The sequence below is a fragment of the Ramlibacter sp. genome (assembly GCF_035554825.1).
In the GTDB taxonomy this organism is placed as follows: Bacteria; Pseudomonadota; Gammaproteobacteria; order Burkholderiales; family Burkholderiaceae_C; genus Ramlibacter.
The window spans coordinates 1-16733 of the sequence record NZ_DATMHS010000083.1; the positions used below are offsets into that span (position 1 = coordinate 1).

Annotated in this window: 16 protein-coding genes; 11 read left to right on the top strand and 5 right to left on the bottom strand. The window is 70.8% G+C overall.

The window, feature by feature from the left end; translation table 11 throughout:
* A partial coding sequence (locus VNT59_RS10685; RefSeq protein ID WP_325498389.1) for a transketolase-like TK C-terminal-containing protein occupies positions 1 to 723 on the top strand: 723 nt, incomplete at its 5' end.
* A gap of 46 nt (positions 724 to 769) precedes the next feature.
* Positions 770 to 1783 (top strand): type I glyceraldehyde-3-phosphate dehydrogenase, encoded by a 1014-nt coding sequence (gap, locus tag VNT59_RS10690; RefSeq protein ID WP_325498390.1) that lies wholly within the window; start codon positions 770 to 772, stop codon positions 1781 to 1783.
* Between the two features lie 41 nt (positions 1784 to 1824).
* Here the strand turns inward: gap and VNT59_RS10695 are convergent, their stop codons facing one another.
* From VNT59_RS10695 to fusA, 3 genes are all read right to left on the bottom strand, one after another.
* Positions 1825 to 2406, bottom strand: coding sequence for a restriction endonuclease (locus VNT59_RS10695; protein WP_325498391.1), 582 nt, complete (start codon positions 2404 to 2406; stop codon positions 1825 to 1827).
* A gap of 15 nt (positions 2407 to 2421) precedes the next feature.
* Positions 2422 to 2898: a peptidylprolyl isomerase gene (locus VNT59_RS10700; RefSeq protein ID WP_325498392.1), complete on the bottom strand. Its 477-nt coding sequence runs from the start codon at positions 2896 to 2898 to the stop codon at positions 2422 to 2424.
* Between the two features lie 61 nt (positions 2899 to 2959).
* Positions 2960 to 5008: an elongation factor G gene (gene fusA / locus VNT59_RS10705; protein WP_325498393.1), complete on the bottom strand. Its 2049-nt coding sequence runs from the start codon at positions 5006 to 5008 to the stop codon at positions 2960 to 2962.
* A gap of 248 nt (positions 5009 to 5256) precedes the next feature.
* On the opposite strand from fusA, the gene VNT59_RS10710 reads away from it, so the two are divergent.
* Positions 5257 to 5514, top strand: a complete 258-nt coding sequence (locus tag VNT59_RS10710) for a hypothetical protein (protein ID WP_325498394.1) — start codon at positions 5257 to 5259, stop codon at positions 5512 to 5514.
* A 3-nt stretch (positions 5515 to 5517) separates the two neighbouring features.
* On the opposite strand, the gene VNT59_RS10715 is transcribed toward VNT59_RS10710, so the two are convergent.
* Entirely contained in the window at positions 5518 to 6360 is an 843-nt protein-coding gene (locus VNT59_RS10715; protein WP_325498395.1) for an EamA family transporter, read from the bottom strand.
* 124 nt (positions 6361 to 6484) lie between these two features.
* Here VNT59_RS10715 and VNT59_RS10720 point away from each other — a divergent pair, with 124 nt between their 5' ends.
* The 4 genes from VNT59_RS10720 (at position 6485) to VNT59_RS10735 (ending at position 11223) form a co-directional block, all read left to right on the top strand.
* Positions 6485 to 7843, top strand: a complete 1359-nt coding sequence (locus VNT59_RS10720) for a glutamine synthetase family protein (protein ID WP_325498396.1) — start codon at positions 6485 to 6487, stop codon at positions 7841 to 7843.
* Between the two features lie 69 nt (positions 7844 to 7912).
* Entirely contained in the window at positions 7913 to 9046 is a 1134-nt protein-coding gene (locus VNT59_RS10725; protein ID WP_325498397.1) for an iron-containing alcohol dehydrogenase, read from the top strand.
* 3 nt (positions 9047 to 9049) lie between these two features.
* Positions 9050 to 9850 carry a type 1 glutamine amidotransferase gene (locus VNT59_RS10730; protein ID WP_325498398.1) on the top strand — a complete coding sequence of 267 codons (801 nt, stop codon included), beginning with the start codon at positions 9050 to 9052 and terminating at the stop codon, positions 9848 to 9850.
* The gene (locus VNT59_RS10735) at positions 9847 to 11223 is read left to right on the top strand and encodes an aldehyde dehydrogenase family protein (RefSeq protein WP_325498399.1); all 1377 of its coding nucleotides are present in this window, start codon (positions 9847 to 9849) and stop codon (positions 11221 to 11223) included. The genes VNT59_RS10730 and VNT59_RS10735 overlap by 4 nt, the downstream gene beginning before the upstream one ends.
* An 18-nt stretch (positions 11224 to 11241) precedes the next feature.
* Here the strand turns inward: VNT59_RS10735 and VNT59_RS10740 are convergent, their stop codons facing one another.
* Entirely contained in the window at positions 11242 to 12693 is a 1452-nt protein-coding gene (locus tag VNT59_RS10740; RefSeq protein ID WP_325498400.1) for an amidase, read from the bottom strand.
* A gap of 97 nt (positions 12694 to 12790) precedes the next feature.
* On the opposite strand from VNT59_RS10740, the gene VNT59_RS10745 reads away from it, so the two are divergent.
* The 4 genes from VNT59_RS10745 to VNT59_RS10760 all read left to right on the top strand — a co-directional run bounded on the left by VNT59_RS10745 (position 12791) and on the right by VNT59_RS10760 (position 16733).
* Positions 12791 to 13564 carry an SDR family NAD(P)-dependent oxidoreductase gene (locus VNT59_RS10745; RefSeq protein ID WP_325498401.1) on the top strand — a complete coding sequence of 258 codons (774 nt, stop codon included), beginning with the start codon at positions 12791 to 12793 and terminating at the stop codon, positions 13562 to 13564.
* Positions 13565 to 13684: 120 nt separating this feature from the next.
* On the top strand, positions 13685 to 14092 hold the full coding sequence (locus VNT59_RS10750; protein WP_325498402.1) for a hypothetical protein: 408 nt from the start codon (positions 13685 to 13687) through the stop codon (positions 14090 to 14092).
* 85 nt (positions 14093 to 14177) lie between these two features.
* Entirely contained in the window at positions 14178 to 15398 is a 1221-nt protein-coding gene (locus VNT59_RS10755; RefSeq protein WP_325498403.1) for an MFS transporter, read from the top strand.
* A 186-nt stretch (positions 15399 to 15584) separates the two neighbouring features.
* Positions 15585 to 16733, top strand: a complete 1149-nt coding sequence (locus VNT59_RS10760) for a zinc-dependent alcohol dehydrogenase (RefSeq protein ID WP_325498404.1) — start codon at positions 15585 to 15587, stop codon at positions 16731 to 16733.

The following is a 16733-nucleotide window of genomic DNA, read 5'->3' on the forward strand; positions in this document are numbered from 1 at the left end:
TACGGCGGCACCTTCCTCACGTTCAGCGACTACAGCCGCAACGCGATCCGGATGGCGGCGCTGATGCGCAAGCGCATCATCCACGTGTTCACCCACGATTCGATCGGCCTGGGCGAGGACGGGCCGACCCACCAGTCGATCGAGCACGCTGCGAGCCTGCGGCTGATTCCGAACCTGGACGTCTGGCGCCCCTGCGACACGGCCGAAACCGCCGTGGCCTGGGCCGTCGCGCTGCAGAACATGAACCGGCCGACCGCGCTGCTGCTGTCGCGGCAGAACCTGCCGTACGCCCCCAAGGCCGGGCTCGAGGACATCAGCAAGGGCGCCTACGTGCTCGCCGACGCGAGCGAGGTCGGCCTGAACGGCGCGCCGCGGGCCGTCATCATCGCCACCGGCTCGGAAGTGCAGCTGGCGCTGAAGGCGCAGGAGCAGCTGGCCGGCGACGGCATCGCCGTGCGCGTGGTCTCGATGCCCAGCACCACCGCGTTCGACCGCCAGGGCGCGATCTACAAGGCGCAGGTGCTGCCCGCCGGCGTGCCGCGCATCGCCGTCGAGATGGGCGTGACCGACTTCTGGTGGAAGTACGGTTGCGCGGCCGTGGTCGGCATCGACAGCTACGGCGAGTCGGCCCCGGCCAACGTGCTGTTCAAGCACTTCGGGTTCACGCCGGAGAACGTCGCCGACACCGTCCGCGCCGTTCTGGCCGGACGCGTTTCACAATGACGCCTGCAGGTTCCGCTTTCTCAATCCACCAGGAAGGTATCTCTCCATGACCATCAAAGTCGGCATCAACGGCTTCGGCCGCATCGGGCGCAACGTGCTGCGCTCGGCCGTGCAGAACTTCAGCGACATCGAAGTGGTCGGCATCAACGACCTGCTCGAGCCGAGCTACCTGGCGTACATGCTCCAGTACGACTCGGTCCACGGCCGCTTCAAGGGCGAGATCGCCGTCGAGGGCAACACCCTCATCGTCAACGGCAAGCGCATCCGCCTGACGCAGGAGCGCGATCCGGCCAACCTGAAGTGGAACGAAGTGGGCGCCGAGGTGGTGATCGAGTCCACCGGCCTGTTCCTGGACAAGGCCTCGGCCGAGAAGCACCTGGCCGCCGGCGCCAAAAAGGTGATCATGTCGGCCCCCAGCAAGGACGACACGCCGATGTTCGTGTACGGCGTGAACCATCAGCAGTACAACGGCGAAGCGATCGTTTCCAACGCCTCCTGCACCACCAACTGCCTGGCGCCCGTCGCCAAGGTGCTCAACGACAAGAGGGGCATCAAGCGCGGCCTGATGACGACGGTGCACGCCGCGACGGCGACCCAAAAGACGGTGGATGGCCCCAGCAACAAGGACTGGCGCGGCGGCCGCGGCATCCTGGAAAACATCATCCCGTCGAGCACGGGCGCCGCGAAGGCCGTCGGCAAGGTGATTCCGGAGCTGAACAAGAAGCTGACCGGCATGAGCTTCCGGGTCCCCACCAGCGACGTCTCGGTGGTCGACCTGACGGTGGAACTGGTGAAGGAAGCCAGCTACGAGCAGATCTGCGCGGAGATGAAGGCGCAGAGCGCCAAGCCCGTGGCGCAGGGCGGCCTGCAGGGCGTGCTCGGCTACACCGAGGACAAGGTGGTCGCCACCGACTTCCGCAGCGACCCGCGCACGTCGATCTTCGACGCCGACGCCGGGATCGCGCTGGACGGCACGTTCGTGAAGATCGTGTCCTGGTACGACAACGAGTGGGGCTACTCGAACAAGTGCCTGGAGATGGTCCGGGTCGTCGCCAAGTAAGCCGGCGCCCCGGCCGGCGGGCGCCGCGGGCGCGCCGACCCTCAGCCGGTGCGCCCAGGCAGCGTCCGCAGCAGCTGGGCCAGCCCTTCGGCCTGCATGACCTGCACGCCGTGCGCACGGGCGAAGGCCTGGGCATTGGCGCTCAGCTGGCCCAGCGCGATGTAGGTGCATCCGCTGGCATCGCGCTCCCGCATCTGCGCGTGCAGCGCCGCGATGCCTTCCTCGCCATGGCGTGCCGCTTTCCAGCGGCGCGCCGCCACCAGCGCCGTGCGGCCGGCGCGCGTCACCGCCAGGTCGGCCGCGCCCTCGATGCGCTGGACCTGGTAGCCGTCGCGCGCGAACGCCTGCTCCAGCAGCTGCGCGAACTCGCGCCATGCCATCGCCCGCACCCGCTCCACGACCTGCTGCGTCTGCCGTTCGCTCGGCCGCCGCCACTGCTTCACGAGGGCGATCGCGGCGATCACCAGGAACGGGAACGCGCCCATGGCGCCGAACACCCAGTACTGGGGCGGCAGCAGCGCGCGCGCCGCGGCGACCACGGCCACGGCCACCAGGAGACTGATCCACCATCGCGAGCGCAGCAGCACCGCGAACAGCGAGTTCTGCGCCATCTTCAGGCGCATGGCCGCGCCTCCGGCTCAGTGGTGATGGCCGTGCTCCCCGTGCACGTGCCGGTGCGCGATTTCCTCGGCCGTGGCCGCCCGCACCGAGAGCACCTTGAGATGGAAGCGCACGGTCTGGCCGGCCAGCGGGTGGTTGCCATCGAGCAGCACCTTGTCGCCCTTGACCTTCATCACCCAGAACGTGTGCGGCTGGCCGTCGTCGGTGTGGCCGTCCATCTGGCCGCCGACCTTGATGCCGGGCGGGAATTCACTCTTGGGAATGGTGCGCGCCAGCGTTTCGTCGCGCTCGCCGAAGGCGTCCTGCGGCGCCAGCGTCAGCACCAGCTGGTCGCCGGCCTGCTTGCCTTCCAGCCCGGCCTCGATCCCCGGCAGCGTGTTGTCGTAGCCGCCATGCAGGTACACCATCGGCTCGCGGCTGTCCTGGATCAGCCGCCCCTGTGCGTCGGCGACCTTGAATTGCACGGTCGGCACCGTGTCCTTTTCGATTTTCATGGCGCCGATTCTGACAGGCCGCGCGCCGGCCGGGCCGGCCGGTCACGGCCACCGTCGCGCTTCAGTCCTCGTCCTTGACCTTGTGCTGCGAGATCAGCTGCTGCTGCACGTTCGGCGGCACCGCCTCGTAGTGGCTGAACTCGATGGTGTAGCGGCCCTGGCCGCCGGTCAGCGCATTCAGCCGCGACTGGTAGCTCGCCAGCTCGGACAGCGGCGCCTGCGCCCGCACCGCCAGCGCGCCGCTGGCCGATGTCGTGCCGCTGACCTGGCCGCGCCGCGACGCCAGGTCGCCCGTGATGTCGCCGATGTTCTGTTCCGGCGCGGAGATCTCCACGTTGACGATCGGCTCCAGCACGCTCGGACGCGCCGCCTGCACCGCCGCCATCAGCGCCTTCTTGCCGGCCGTGATGAAGGCGATTTCCTTGCTGTCGACCGGATGGTGCTTGCCGTCGTAGACGATCACCCGCAGGTCCACCACCGGGTAGCCCGCGACCACGCCGCTGTCGAGCGCCTGCCGCACGCCCTTTTCCACGGCCGGCATGAAGTTGTACGGAATCGCGCCGCCCTTGACCTGGTCGACGAATTCGAAGCCGGCGCCGCGCGGCAGCGGCTCGACCCGCAGGAACACCTCGCCGAACTGGCCGGCGCCGCCGGTCTGTTTCTTGTGCCGGTGGTGGCCTTCGGCCGGCGCCGTGATCGTCTCGCGGTACGCGATGCGCGGCGGTCGCGTGTTGACCTCGCACTTGTGCACCTCGGTCAGCCGGTCGAGCACCGTGCGCAGGTGCTGCTCGCCCAGCCCGTAGACGACGCTTTCGTTGGTCGCCGCCACGTGCTCGACCCGCAGGCACGGGTCCTCGCTCACCAGCTTCTGCAGGATGTCGTGCAGCCGCTGCTCGTCGCCGCGGCGCTTCGGCTCGATCGCCAGGCCGTGCACCGGCACCGGGAATTCGAACGGCTTGAGGTGGATGTGGTCGTCGTCGGGCGAGTCGTGCAGCACGGCGTCGAAGCACAGCTCCTCGACCTTGGCGATGGCGCACAGGTCGCCCGGCACCGCCTTCTGCAGGTCGGCGAATTCCTTGCCCTGCAGCGTCAGCAGGTGGCCGACCTTGAACGGCCGGCGGGCGTCGCCCACGTACAGCTGCATGCCGGGCTTGAGGGTGCCCTGGTGCACGCGCATCACGCCCATCTTGCCCACGTACGGGTCCTGCGTGATCTTGAACACATGCGCCAGCACGTGCTTGGCCGGGTCGGGCTGCGCCGCGAGCGGCTTGGCCGCGGCGCCTTCGCCCTGCAGGAACTGCGGCGGATTGGCTTCGTTCGGATCGGGCAGCAGCTTGGCGATCACGTCCAGCAGCTCCGGCACGCCGGCGCCGGTGCGCGCCGAGACGAAGCAGATCGGCACCAGGTGCCCCTCGCGCAGCGCCTGCTCCAGCGGGGCGTGCAGTTCGCTGGCATCGATGTCGCCGTCGTTGAGGTAGCGCTCGACGAACCCGGCGTCCACCTCCACCACCTGTTCCACCAGGGCGCGGTGCGCCTTCTCGACCGACGAGAAGTCGGTCGGCGTCGCCGACTCGCGGGTGAAGAAGCAATCGACGACCTTGGCGCCGCCTTCCGCCGGCAGGTTCAGCGGCAGGCATTCGCGGCCGAAGGCGGCCTGGATCTCGCCGACCAGCGCCTCGAGGTCGATGTCGGGCGCATCGATCTTGTTGACGATGATGAGCCGGTCGCGTTCGCGCTGGGCGGCCCACCGCATCATGCGCTCGGCCATCGGCTCGACCCCGGTGGTGGCGCTGATCACGACCGCCGCCGTCTCGACCGCTTCCAGCGCGGGCAGCGACTGGCCCACGAAGTCCGGCGCGCCGGGGGTGTCGATCACATGCACGCGCACGCCGTCGTGGCGCAGATGCAGGATCGAGCTGTTCAGGGAGCGTTGCGCCTTCTTCTCGAGCGGGTCGCAGTCGCTCACCGTGGAGCCGCGCTCCACGCTGCCCGGGGTGCCGATGACGCCAGCCTTCCACAGCAGCGCCTCGGCCAGGGTGGTCTTGCCGGCGGTGCCGGGGCCGACGAGGGCGAGCGTGCGCAGCTCGGCGATGTCCGCGGGGGTGCCCATGGTCAGGCCTCCCCGCGGGCCGCCGCGCGGCCCTCCTGGAACGGTTGGGCTGTACGGCGGTGGCTGGAACGCATGTTCTCTCCTGACGCTGCAATGGTGACGCCATGGTAAGCCAACGTGTGGCCGGCCCACCAGTTCGCCGGTTGACGCCGGTCAGCGACCGCGCATCGGCTGAGTGCACGCCGTCCGAAGGCGACCATCAGTGCCGTCCTACAGGGGGTGAGTGCTCGCTCGCTATGCTCGTGCGGATGGCAAGCGATACGGACACGGACAAGGGCAAGGGCAAGGGCAACGGCAAGGACGGGCAGGCGGCGCGAGAGGAATTCGAGGTGGCTTACTACACCAAGGAACTGGGCCGACCGCTGCAGCGCAAGCTGCTGCAGCGCCGGTTCAACGAGTTCAGCGACGGCAACGGCGTGTCGGCGGCATCCAATTCGATCCACGGCGAGGAGAAGGCTTCCCGCGAAGGGCGCGAGGAGCCGCCGCGGGAGGACCGCGCGGGCTGAGCTTCAGCCCAGGCGCAGCGCCATCACCCCGGCCACGATCAGGGCCGTGGCGGCGGCGCGCTGCGGCGTGAACGATTCCTTCAGCAGCCAGGTTCCCAGCAGCGCGGCGAACAGCACCGAAGTCTCGCGCAGCGCCGCGATGGTGGCCACCGGTGCCCGCGTCATCGCCCACAGCGCGATGCCATAGGAAGCCAACGACGCCAGCGCGCCCAGCGTGGCCAGCGGCCAGCGCCGCCGCGCATAGGGCCAGAAGCTGCGGCCCCGCCGCGCCAGCACCAGCAGCACGAACGGCCAGCCATGCAGGGCAAAGAGCGCGGCGACGTACTGCAGCGCGCTGCCGCTGGCGCGCACGCCCAGCCCGTCGGTGATGGTGTACGCCGCGATCACCACCGCGTTGGCGAGCGCGAAGGCGACGGCCCGCGGCGACGCCAGCGCCTGGCGCGACAGGCCGAGCGCCAGCACCCCCAGGCTGATCCCCGCGACGCCGACCCAGGTCAGCGCCGACGGCGACTCGCCGATGGTGGCGGCGGTGGCCAGCGCAACCAGCAGCGGCGCCGTGCCGCGCATCAGCGGGTAGGCGAGCCCGAGCTCGCCGTGGTGGTAGGCGCGGCTGAGGGCGGCGTAGTAGGCGAGGTGGATCGCCGTCGAGCCGGCCAGGAACGGCCAGGAGGCGGCGGCCGGCCAGCCGACGACCAGGACCAGCGGCAGCCCCAGCGCGCAGCCGAGCAACTGCAGCAGCGCGGTGTCCAGCGACTTGTCGCTGCTCGACTTGATCAGGGCATTCCAGCCGGCGTGCAGCAACGCGCCGACCAGCACGGCCGCGGCGACGGTCCAGGTCAGCACCATGGCAGGGGAGGGCGGGGGCAACGCATGGGCTGCATTAGAGCAGCCGCCGTTGCATCCTGTAGCGATGCCCGCCGCCGCCAGGCGTTTCGCTGCAGACTGTGACACAAGGTCACACAGGAGCGCCATGCCACACCAGGTCCATCCCGCCCTCGCCGCCATCCGCGCCTCGGGGGCCGCCAAGGTGAAGGTCGCGTGCAGCGACATCGACGGCATCCTGCGCGGCAAGTACCTGCACAAGGACAAGTTCGACGGCGCCGCCGACGGCGGCTTCGGCTTTTGCGACGTGGTGTTCGGCTGGGACTGCAACGACCACACCTACGACAACGCGCAGGTCACCGGATGGCAGCACGGCTTCCCGGACGCCCTGGCACGGCTCGACCTGGACACCCACCGCCAGGTGCCGTGGGACGGCAACGTCGATTTCTTTCTCGGTGAATTCGTCAATCCGGACGGCACGCCGTACCCGGTCTGTCCGCGCCAGACCCTGAAGCGGGTGCTGCAGCGGGCCAGGAAGCTCGGGTTCGAGGTGATGGCCGGCCTGGAATTCGAATGGTTCAACTTCCGCGAGACGCCGCAAAGCTGGGCGGCGAAACAGGGGGTGGGACCGCAGACGCTGACGCCCGGCATGTTCGGCTACTCGCTGCTGCGGGTGAACCAGCACCGCGAGTTCTTCCACGCGCTGCTGGACGAGATGCTCGCCTTCCGGGTGCCGATCGAAGGACTGCACACCGAGACCGGGCCCGGCGTGTACGAGGCGGCGATCGCGTTCTCGGAGGCGCTGGAGCAGGCCGACCGCGCGATCCTGTTCAAGACCGGCGCCAAGGAGATCGGCGCCCGCTTCGGGATCATGCCGAGCTTCATGGCGAAGTGGAGCGCGCAGTATCCCGGCTGCTCCGGCCACGTCCATCAAAGTCTGTCGGACGGCAAGACCAACCTGTTCCACGACGCCAAGCGCGAGCGCGGCATGAGCGCGCTGTTCGAGAGCTACGTGGCCGGGCAGGTCGCCTGCCTGCTGCAGTTCGCGCCGCTGTTCTGGCCGACGATCAACAGCTACAAGCGCCTGGTCGACGGCTTCTGGGCGCCGGTCAAGCCCACCTGGGGCATCGACAACCGCACCGCGAGCTTTCGCGTGCTGGCCGGCAGTCCCAAGTCGACGCGGCTGGAAACGCGCTGTCCGGGTGCCGACATCAATCCCTACCTCGCGCTGGCCGCCGTGGTCGCGGCCGGGCTGTACGGCGTCGAGCGCAACCTGAAACTCACCGCCGCGCCGATCACCGGCACCAACCAGGGCGCCGAGCAGGTGCCGCGGGCGCCGCGCACGCTGATCGAAACCACCCGCATCTTCCAGCAGTCGGACATCGCCCGCGACTTCCTGGGCGACACCTTCGTCGACCATTTCGCCGCGACCCGCGACTGGGAGTGGCGCCAGTGGCTCGACGGGGTGACCGACTGGGAGCTGAAGCGCTACCTGGAAGTCATCTGAGCGGCGGCACCAGGGGCCCGCGCGCTGCCGCCCGGGCCGACAATGAGGACTTGCAGGAGGCGATTGCACATGAGCATCAGCGGCTTTTCCTTCCCCACGGCGATCCGCTTCGGGCCGGGCGCGCGGCGCGAGGTGGCCGGCCACCTGCGGGAGCGGGGGCTGCAGCGGCCGCTGCTGGTCACCGACCAGGCGCTGGCGGACCTGCCGCTGCTGGCCGAGTTCCGCGGCCTGCTGGCCGGCCTCGACGTCGGTGTCTACAGCGGCGTCGCCGGCAACCCGACGGCCGCGCAAGTGGCCGCGGGAGCGCAGGCATTCCGCGCGCACCGGGCCGACGGCGTCATCGGCCTGGGCGGCGGTGCGGCGCTGGACGTCGCCAAGGTGGTCGGCCTGGCCGCGACCCGCGAGGGCGGCATCATCGAATACGCGTGGGACCATCCGCAGGTGCGGGCGATCGAGGGCGACCTGCCGTATTTCGTCGCCGTGCCGACGACGGCCGGCACCGGCTCGGAGGTGGGCCGCTCGTCGGTCATCAGCGACGACCAGACCCACCTCAAGCGCGTGATCTTCAGCCCGAAGATCCTGGCGCGGGCGGTGTTCGCCGATCCCGAACTGACCCTGGGCCTGCCGCCGAACGTGACCGCGGCCACCGGCATGGACGCGCTCACGCACAACATCGAGAGCTACCTCTCGCCCTCGTACCATCCGCTGTGCGACGGGATCGCCCTGGAAGGCGCGCGGATCGCCGCCCGGTCGCTGCTGCGCGCGGTCAGCGAGCCGGGCGACATCGCGGCGCGCGGCGACATGATGATGGCCTCCATGATGGGCGCGATCGCGTTCCAGAAGGACCTGGGCGCGGTCCATTCCTGCGCCCACGCGCTGGGCGCCGTCTGCAACATGCACCATGGCCTGGCCAACGCGCTGATGATCGACACCGTGCTGGAGTGGAACCAGGAAGCGGTGCCGGACAAGTTCGACGAACTGGCGCACGTGTGCCAGGTGTCGGGCGGCGGCGAGCAGTTCATCGCCTGGTTGCGGACCCTGAAGGCGCGGGTCGGCATCCGGGGCAAGCTGGCGGCGCACGGCGTCAAGCGCGAGCAGATTCCGCGGCTGGTGGAGGTCGCCCTGGCCGACAGCTGCCACCAGACCAATCCGCGGCCCTGCACGCGCGCCGACTTCGAGGCGTTCTTCGAGGAGGCGATGTAGCCCGTGGACGCCGCCTCGCGCCTGAAGATCGGCATCTCGGCGTGCTTCATGCACCCGGACCCGGCCCGCACCACCTTCGCCATCAAGACCCTGCAGTACCTCGAGCAGTCGATCGCCCACTGGGTGATGTCGACCGGCGCGCTGGCGGTGCTGGTGCCCAGCCCGACCGGGCCGACGCAGCGCGGCGACGTGACGCTGGACCACTATGCGCAGTGGCTCGACGGCCTGGTGCTGCATGGCGGCGCCGACGTCTCGCCGCTCAGTTACGGCGAGCAGCCGCTGCAGGAGCGCTGGGCCGGCGACAAGCTGCGCGACGACTACGAGATCGAACTGGTGCGCGCCTTCGAGCGCCACGGCAAGCCGGTGTTCGGCGTCTGCCGTGGCCTGCAGCTGCTGAACGTCGCGTTCGGCGGCACCCTCTACCAGGACATCCAGACCCAGCTGCCGCAGGCGCTGGTGCATCGCGACGCGGCCAGCTACGACCGCAACTTCCACACCATCAGCATCGAGCCAGGCACCCGGCTCGCGCAGCTGTACCAGCCGGCCGTCCGGTACAAGGTGAACAGCATTCACCACCAGGCGGTGAAGGCGCTCGCCCCCGGCTTCGCCGTGGAGGCGGTCAGCGACGAGGACGGCCTGGTGGAAGCGATCCGGCGGCCGGCGGCCGGCCAGCCGTATGTCGCCGCGGTGCAATGGCACCCCGAATTCCACCGGCCCGGCGCCGACACCATCGACGACGCGGCGCTGCTCGACGACTTCCTGGCGGCGGCGCTCGCCACACGAGAGAACCCCCGAACACCATGACCCAGCTTGCCGTGCACGACCCCGCCAGCGGTGCCCTGATCGCGCAGCTTGCCGCCGACGACGACGCTGGCGTGGCGGCCAAGGCGCAGGGCGCGCGGGCGGCGCAGCGCGCCTGGGCCCGGCAGCCGCTGGCCGAACGCAAGGCCTGCATCGCCCGCTTCCGCGCCGGCGTGGTGCGCGACCTCGAGTCGCTGGCGGTGACGATGACGCGCGAGACCGGCAAGCCGATCCGCATGTCGCGCAACGAGCTGAACGGGCTGCTGCCGCGCATCGATTTCTTCCTCGACGCGGTGGACCGGTCGACCGCCGACGAAACCGTGCTCGACGAAGGCGGCCTGCAGGAGCGGATCGAACATGTCCCGCTGGGGGTCGTGGCCAACATTTCCGCCTGGAACTACCCGTGGTTCGTCGGCTGCAACGTCATCCTGCCGGCATTGCTCACCGGCAATGCGGTGCTGTACAAGCCCTCGGAGTTCGCCAGCATGACCGGCCTGGAGATCGCCCGGCTGCTGCACGAGGCGGGCGTGCCGCGCGCCGTGTTCGTGCCCTTGATCGGCGGCGGCGCGGTCGGCGAGGCCTTGCTGGCGCAGCCGGTCGACGGCGTTTTCTTCACCGGCTCGGTCGCCACCGGCAGGCGGATCGCCCAGACCGTCGGTTCGCGCTTCATCCGCCTGCAGCTGGAGCTCGGCGGCAAGGATCCGAGCTACGTCTGCGAGGACGCCGACCCGCAGGCCGCCGCCGGGTCGCTGGCCGACGGCGCGATGTACAACACCGGCCAGAGCTGCTGCTCGGTGGAACGGATCTACGTGCACGAGCGGATCCACGACGCGTTCGTGGCGGCGTTCGTGGAGACGGTGCGCGGCTTCAAGGTCGGCGATCCCATGAGCGAGGAGACGTACATCGGCGCGATCACGCGGGCGGCGCAGCTGGAGGTGCTGGAGGCCCAGGTGGCCGACGCGAAAGCGAAGGGCGGCCGGCTGCACCTGGGCGGCCATCGGCTGCCGGGGCCGGGGAACTGGTTCGCGCCGACGGTGTTCAGCAACGTGGACCACACCATGGCGCTGATGCGCGACGAAAGCTTCGGCCCGCTGATCGGCATCCAGCGGGTGGCCGGCGACGAGGAGGCGATCGGCCTGATGAACGACAGCTGCTACGGCCTCACCGCCGGCGTCTACACGCCGAACCGGCAGCGTGCCGAGCGGCTGCTGTCGCAGCTTCGTGCCGGCAGCCTGTACTGGAACTGCTGCGACCGCGTCAGTGCGCGGCTGCCCTGGAGCGGCTTCGGCGATTCGGGCGTGGGCCTGACGCTGTCGACGTACGGGATCCAGGCCTTCACCCGGCCGCGGGCGTGGCATCTGCGAAGCGCGTGCTGAGCGCCCAGGCCGGCAGCCTCAGGCGTCGGTCGCGGCCGGCGGCCGGCGGGCGATGACGTCGGCGGCGGCGGCCTCGTACGCCTGCGCCAGGCACAGCAGCGCCAGCTCGCCGCGCGGCTGGCCGATCAGCTGCAATCCCATCGGCAGGCCACGCTGGTCGAAGCCGGCCGGCACGCTGATGCACGGCAGGCCGGCGAAGGTGGCGTAGATCACCACCTCCATCCAGCGGTGGTAGGTGTCCATCGCCACGCCGGCGATCGCGCGCGGCCAGCGTTCCCTGGCATCGAACGGCCAGACCTGCGACACCGGCAGGGCCAGCACGTCGTGGCGCGCCAGCAATGACAGCATGTGCTGGTAGAACGCGGTGCGCTGCACGCTGGCGCTGGTGAACTCGGTGCCGGTCAGCAGTCGCGACTGGTCGTACTCCCAGAGCGCCTCGGGCTTGATCTGCTCGCGGTTCTTCGGGTTGACCAGGAACGGCGCGATCCGGGTCGCCACCAGGGCGCGCCGCCATACCAGCCAGGCGTCCCACACCGCCTCTGGCGCCGTGCCCAGGGCCAGCGGCGCGACGGCGCAGCCGATGCCCTCCAGCCGGCGCAGCGCCTGGCCGCACACCTCGAGGATGCCCGGCTCCATCGGCAGGTAGCCGCCGAGGTCCGCCAGCCAGCCGACCCGCGTGCCCCGGGCGTCGAACGCCCCATCCAGCGCCAACGGCGCTGGCTCCTGCAGCGAGAGCGGCACCCGCGGATCGAAGCCGGCCTGTGTTTCGAGCAGCCGCGCCAGGTCGCGCACCGTGCGCGCCATCGGGCCTTCGGTCCCCAGCTGGCTGACCCAGACGTCCTGGACCGGCCACGCCGGCACCCGGCCCTGGCTCGGCCTGAGGCCGAAGACATTGTTCCAGCCGGCCGGATTGCGCAGGCTGCCCATGAAGTCGGAGCCGTCGGCCACCGGCAGCATGCGCAGCGCCAGGGCCACCGCCGCGCCGCCGCTGCTGCCGCCGGCGGAGCGCGCCGGGTCGTAGGCATTGCGCGTGGTGCCGAACACTTCGTTGAAGGTGTGCGAGCCCAGGCCGAACTCCGGCGTGTTGGTCTTGCCGATGACGATGCAGCCGGCGGCCTTCATCCGCTGCACCGCCAGGCTGTCGGACTTCGGGACGAAGTGGCGCATCAGCGGCGAGCCGAGCGTCGTCGGGAGGCCGGCGGCGTTCGCCAGATCCTTGATGGCCTGCGGCACGCCGTGCAGCCAGCCCATGGATTCGCCGCGGGCCAGCTGCGCGTCACGCTCGTCGGCCTGCCGCAGCGCCAGCTCCGGCTCCTGCAGGCTGACGATCGCGTTGGCGCCGGGGTTGACCGCGGCGATGCGGTCGAGGTAGGCCTGCATGACCTCGCGGCAGGAGGCCTCGCGGGCATGGATGGTGCGCGACAGCGCGCAGGCGTCGAGCTCGGTGAGGCGGGAAGCTGGCAGGCTCATGGTGGGTCGATCGGCTGCGGCGATTATGGTGCTCGGGCAAGCGAGGGGTGGGCCGCGCCGGCGCCTGCGTTACGCTGGCGCGCCACAGGAGACAAGCATGATCACATTCGACCTGAACGGCCGCACGGCGCTGGTGACCGGCGGCTTCAGCGGCCTGGGCCGCCACTTCTCGCAGGTGCTGGCGGCGCACGGGGCGCGGGTGGCGCTGCTCGGGCGCCGCATCGACCTGGGACGGATCGTCGCCGGCGAGATCGCCCAGGCCGTCGGCCGGCCCGGCGACGTGCGGGCGTTCCAGGCCGACGTCAGCGACGCCGACAGCGTGGGCCGCGCCTTCGCGCAGGTCACGGCCGAGATGGGCGTGCCGACGGTCATCGTCAACAACGCCGGCACGGTGGCCCGGGCGCCGAGCATCGACCTGCCCGACCGGGAGTGGCGCGACGTCGTCGACGTGAACCTCTCCGGCGTCTTCCGGGTGGCCCAGGCCGCGGCGCGCGAACTCGTCCGCGCGGGCCAGCACGGCTCGATCGTCAACATCGCTTCGATCCTCGGCCTGCGCGTGCGCCCGCAGGTGCTGGCGTACGCCGCGACCAAGGCCGGCGTGGTGCAGATGACCAAGGCGCTGGCGCTGGAGTGGGCCGAGCACGGCATCCGGGTCAACGCGATCGCCCCCGGCTACTTCGAGACCGACATCAACCGCGACCTGCTGCGCTCCGCGGCCGGCCAGGCCATCATCGCGCGGGTGCCGCAGCAGCGCGTCGGCCAGCTGCCGGAGCTCGACGGCCCGCTGCTGCTGCTGGCGTCGGACGCGTCGTCCTACATGACCGGCGCGGTGATACCGGTGGACGGCGGCCACCTGGTCAACAGTCTCTGAGTTCGCGCGCGGCGGGAAGGGTTTCCGCCAATCCGCGGCGGCCCCGCGGCGCGACCGCCTGTCCCACAATGAAGCCGCCCCGCGCGCTTGCGGGGACCGGGGAGAGACTGCATGCGATGGATGGACCGACGGGCCGCGCCGCTGCTGCTGGCGGCGCTTGCCGGCGCCGCGCTCGCCGACGAGGCTCGGGTCGACGTGACCTTGAACCACAGCGGCAGCGACGCGCTCGGCAAGCGGCTGGCGATCGCCCTGGCCGGCGAGATCGGCGGCAGCCGGCGCCTGCAGCTGGTCAAGACGTCCGAGCAGCGCGTCGGCATCTACCTGGCCACCATGGCGCGCGACGGCGCCACGGTCTACGCCGCCACCTGGACCCTGGGCGGCATGGCCGACGACGGCTACCTCACCTCGAAGGTCGGCGCCTGCGAGGCGCAGGCGCTGCGGGCCTGCGCCCGCAGCCTGTTCGCCGAGACCGACAAGCACGCCGCCGTGCTGGCCAGGGTGCGCGCCGAGCAGGCGCACGCCCGCTGACCGGCGGCCACCGGTTCGCAGGTCCGCAAATGGCGAGCCGGTGGCGGCGGCGCGGGCATGATCGCGGCTTCGCGGAGCCGTTCCCATGCCTGCCGCCTTGCCTCGCCCCTTCACCGATCTCGCCTGGTCGAACCTCGCCGCCCAATCCGCCGAGCAACTGAGCCTGGCGGCCGTGCCGATGGTGGCCGTGCTGATGCTGGGCGCGGGTGCCGCCGAGATCGGCACGCTGGCGGCGGTCCAGACCCTGCCCTTCCTGCTGCTGTCGGTGCCGCTCGGCGTGCTGGCCGATCGGATCGCGCGCCGGCGCCTGATGCTGGTGGCCGAGGGCCTGCGGGCGCTGTCGCTGCTGGCCTTGCTGGCGATGGCGCTGTCCGGGCAGCTGTCGATCGTGTGGCTGGCCGTGCTGGGCTGCCTCGGCGCGGTGGGCACCGTCGGCTTCAGCGTGGCCGCGCCGGCGCTGGTGCCGGCGCTGGTCGGCTCCGGCCAGCTGGCCCGCGCCAACGGCCGGCTGGAGCTGGCGCGCAGCGCCGCCTATGCCGGCGGCCCGGCGCTCGCGGGGGCGCTGGTGGCGTGGACCGGCGCGCCTTCGGCCTTCGTGCTGGCGGCGCTGCTGTCGGCGGCCGCCGTCGCCTGGCTCTGGCGCATCGCCGAGCCGGCGCGGCCGGCGCCAGCGCCCCGCCATCCGCTGCTCGAAATCAGGGACGGCGCGCTGTTTGTCTGGCGCGACCGCCTGCTGCAACCGATCCTGCTGACGGCGGTGGCCTGGAACATCGCCTGGTTCGTGCTCCAGGCCGCCTACGTCCCCTATGCCGTGCGCGTGCTGGGTCTGGGTGCGCAAGCGGTGGGCATGACGCTGGCCTGCTACGGCGCCGGCATGGTGGTCGGCGCGCTGTTCGCCTCGCGGCTGCTGGCGGTCCTGCCGTTCGGGCGGGCGATCCAGCTCGGGCCGGCCGTGTCGGTGCTGGCCTCGGCCACCATGGCCGCCACGCTGGCGCTGCCCAGCGGCGTGCTGGCGGCGCTCGCCTTCTTCTGTTTCGGGGCCGGTCCCATCATCTGGACCATCACCTCGACCACCCTGCGCCAGAGCGTGACGCCGGGCGCCATGCTCGGGCGGGTGTCGGCGGTGTTCCTGACGGTCAATGCCGGCGCCCGTCCCGTCGGCGCGGCGCTCGGCGCCTGGGTGGGCGCCGCCTGGGGCGAGCCGGCCTGCCTCTGGTTGTCGCTGGCCGGCTTCGTGCTGCAGGCGCTGATCATCTTCGCCTCCACCGTGAGCGGGCTGCGCCGGCTGCCGACGCCGGCCGCCTGAACGCCGGGTGGCCAACGCTCGAGCAGGGCGGCCAGGGTTCTTGGACAAATCGACTGAAGTCTTGAAACTATCCAAGAAACTGGCCGGCGGCCCTTGAACGGTGGGCATGCCGGCCCTGTAATCGGCTCCTTGCCGGGCGGGCGCGCGAGCGTTGCCGCCCGCCCCACAACATTCAAGGAGACCCGAATGAACGCCGTGACCGAAGCCGCCTTCCGTCCCAAGTCCTTCAAGATTCCGCCGACCATGAAGGCCTGGGTGCTGGGCGACCCGGATCAGCTGACCCTGGTCGACAAGCCGGTGCCGCAGCCCGGCGCGGCCGAAGTGCTGGTGCGCATCGACGCGATCGCCGTCTGCGCCACCGACCTGGAGATCATCCACAAGGGTCCGCCGGCGCTGATCCAGGGCGGCCTGCCGTTCAACAAGAACTTCACGCCCGGCCACGAGTACATGGGCACGATCGTCAAGCTCGGTCCCGGCGTCGACGAGTACCGGGTCGGCGACCGGGTCACGGTGGAAGTGCACGCCGGGTGCGGGCGCTGCGAGCGCTGCCGCGAAGGCATGTACACGGCCTGCCTGAACTACGGCAAGAACTACGGCGAGATGAACAAGGGTCACCGCGCCAACGGCTTCACCACCGACGGCGGCTTTGCCCAGTACGCGATCAACAGCATCAACACCCTGGCCCACGTGCCGGCGGAGATGAGCGACGAGGAGGCGACGCTGATCGTCACGGCCGGCACCGCGATGTACGGCCTGGACGTCACGGCCGGCCTGATCGCCGGCCAGTCGGTGGTGGTGATGGGCCCGGGGCCGATCGGCCTGATGGGCGTGGCGGTGGCCAAGGCGCTCGGTGCCAGCGAAGTGATCCTGACCGGCACCCGCGACAACCGGCTGGAGATGGGGCGCAAGCTCGGGGCCGACTACACCGTGAACGTGACCAAGGAGGACGCCGTCGAGATGGTGCGCCATTACACCAACGGCGGCGCGCACTACGTGCTGGAGTGCTCCGGCGCGCCGAACGCCGTCAACGACGCCGCCAAGATGCTCAAGCGCGGCGGCCGCATCTGCCTGGCGGCGTTCCCGTCGGAGCCGGTGCCGGTCGACATCGCCAACCTGGTGCGCAACAACATCTACCTGTACGGCATCCGCGGCGAGGGCAAGAGCGCCACCCACCGGGCGGCGGCGCTGATGGCGCAGAAGCGCTTCGACGCCAAGATGATCCACACCCACACCTTCCCGCTGGAGGAGGTGCCCACCGCCCTGCGCTACGCACGCGAGCGCATCGACGACGCCATCAAGGTCGTCGTCAAGATGAACCATCCCGAAGGTCATTGA

Bases quoted from the DNA above. Each gene is read 5' to 3' on its own strand.
- VNT59_RS10715 (WP_325498395.1), bottom strand. From the start codon at position 6,360: ATGGTGCTGACCTGGACCGTCGCCGCGGCCGTGCTGGTCGGCGCGTTG.
- VNT59_RS10700 (WP_325498392.1), bottom strand. From the start codon at position 2,898: ATGAAAATCGAAAAGGACACGGTGCCGACCGTGCAATTCAAGGTCGCC.
- VNT59_RS10725 (WP_325498397.1), top strand. From the start codon at position 7,913: ATGAGCATCAGCGGCTTTTCCTTCCCCACGGCGATCCGCTTCGGGCCG.
- VNT59_RS10735 (WP_325498399.1), top strand. From the start codon at position 9,847: ATGACCCAGCTTGCCGTGCACGACCCCGCCAGCGGTGCCCTGATCGCG.
- gap (WP_325498390.1), top strand. From the start codon at position 770: ATGACCATCAAAGTCGGCATCAACGGCTTCGGCCGCATCGGGCGCAAC.
- VNT59_RS10695 (WP_325498391.1), bottom strand. From the start codon at position 2,406: ATGCGCCTGAAGATGGCGCAGAACTCGCTGTTCGCGGTGCTGCTGCGC.
- fusA (WP_325498393.1), bottom strand. From the start codon at position 5,008: ATGGGCACCCCCGCGGACATCGCCGAGCTGCGCACGCTCGCCCTCGTC.
- VNT59_RS10750 (WP_325498402.1), top strand. From the start codon at position 13,685: ATGGACCGACGGGCCGCGCCGCTGCTGCTGGCGGCGCTTGCCGGCGCC.
- VNT59_RS10755 (WP_325498403.1), top strand. From the start codon at position 14,178: ATGCCTGCCGCCTTGCCTCGCCCCTTCACCGATCTCGCCTGGTCGAAC.
- VNT59_RS10710 (WP_325498394.1), top strand. From the start codon at position 5,257: ATGGCAAGCGATACGGACACGGACAAGGGCAAGGGCAAGGGCAACGGC.
- VNT59_RS10740 (WP_325498400.1), bottom strand. From the start codon at position 12,693: ATGAGCCTGCCAGCTTCCCGCCTCACCGAGCTCGACGCCTGCGCGCTG.
- VNT59_RS10720 (WP_325498396.1), top strand. From the start codon at position 6,485: ATGCCACACCAGGTCCATCCCGCCCTCGCCGCCATCCGCGCCTCGGGG.
- VNT59_RS10745 (WP_325498401.1), top strand. From the start codon at position 12,791: ATGATCACATTCGACCTGAACGGCCGCACGGCGCTGGTGACCGGCGGC.
- VNT59_RS10760 (WP_325498404.1), top strand. From the start codon at position 15,585: ATGAACGCCGTGACCGAAGCCGCCTTCCGTCCCAAGTCCTTCAAGATT.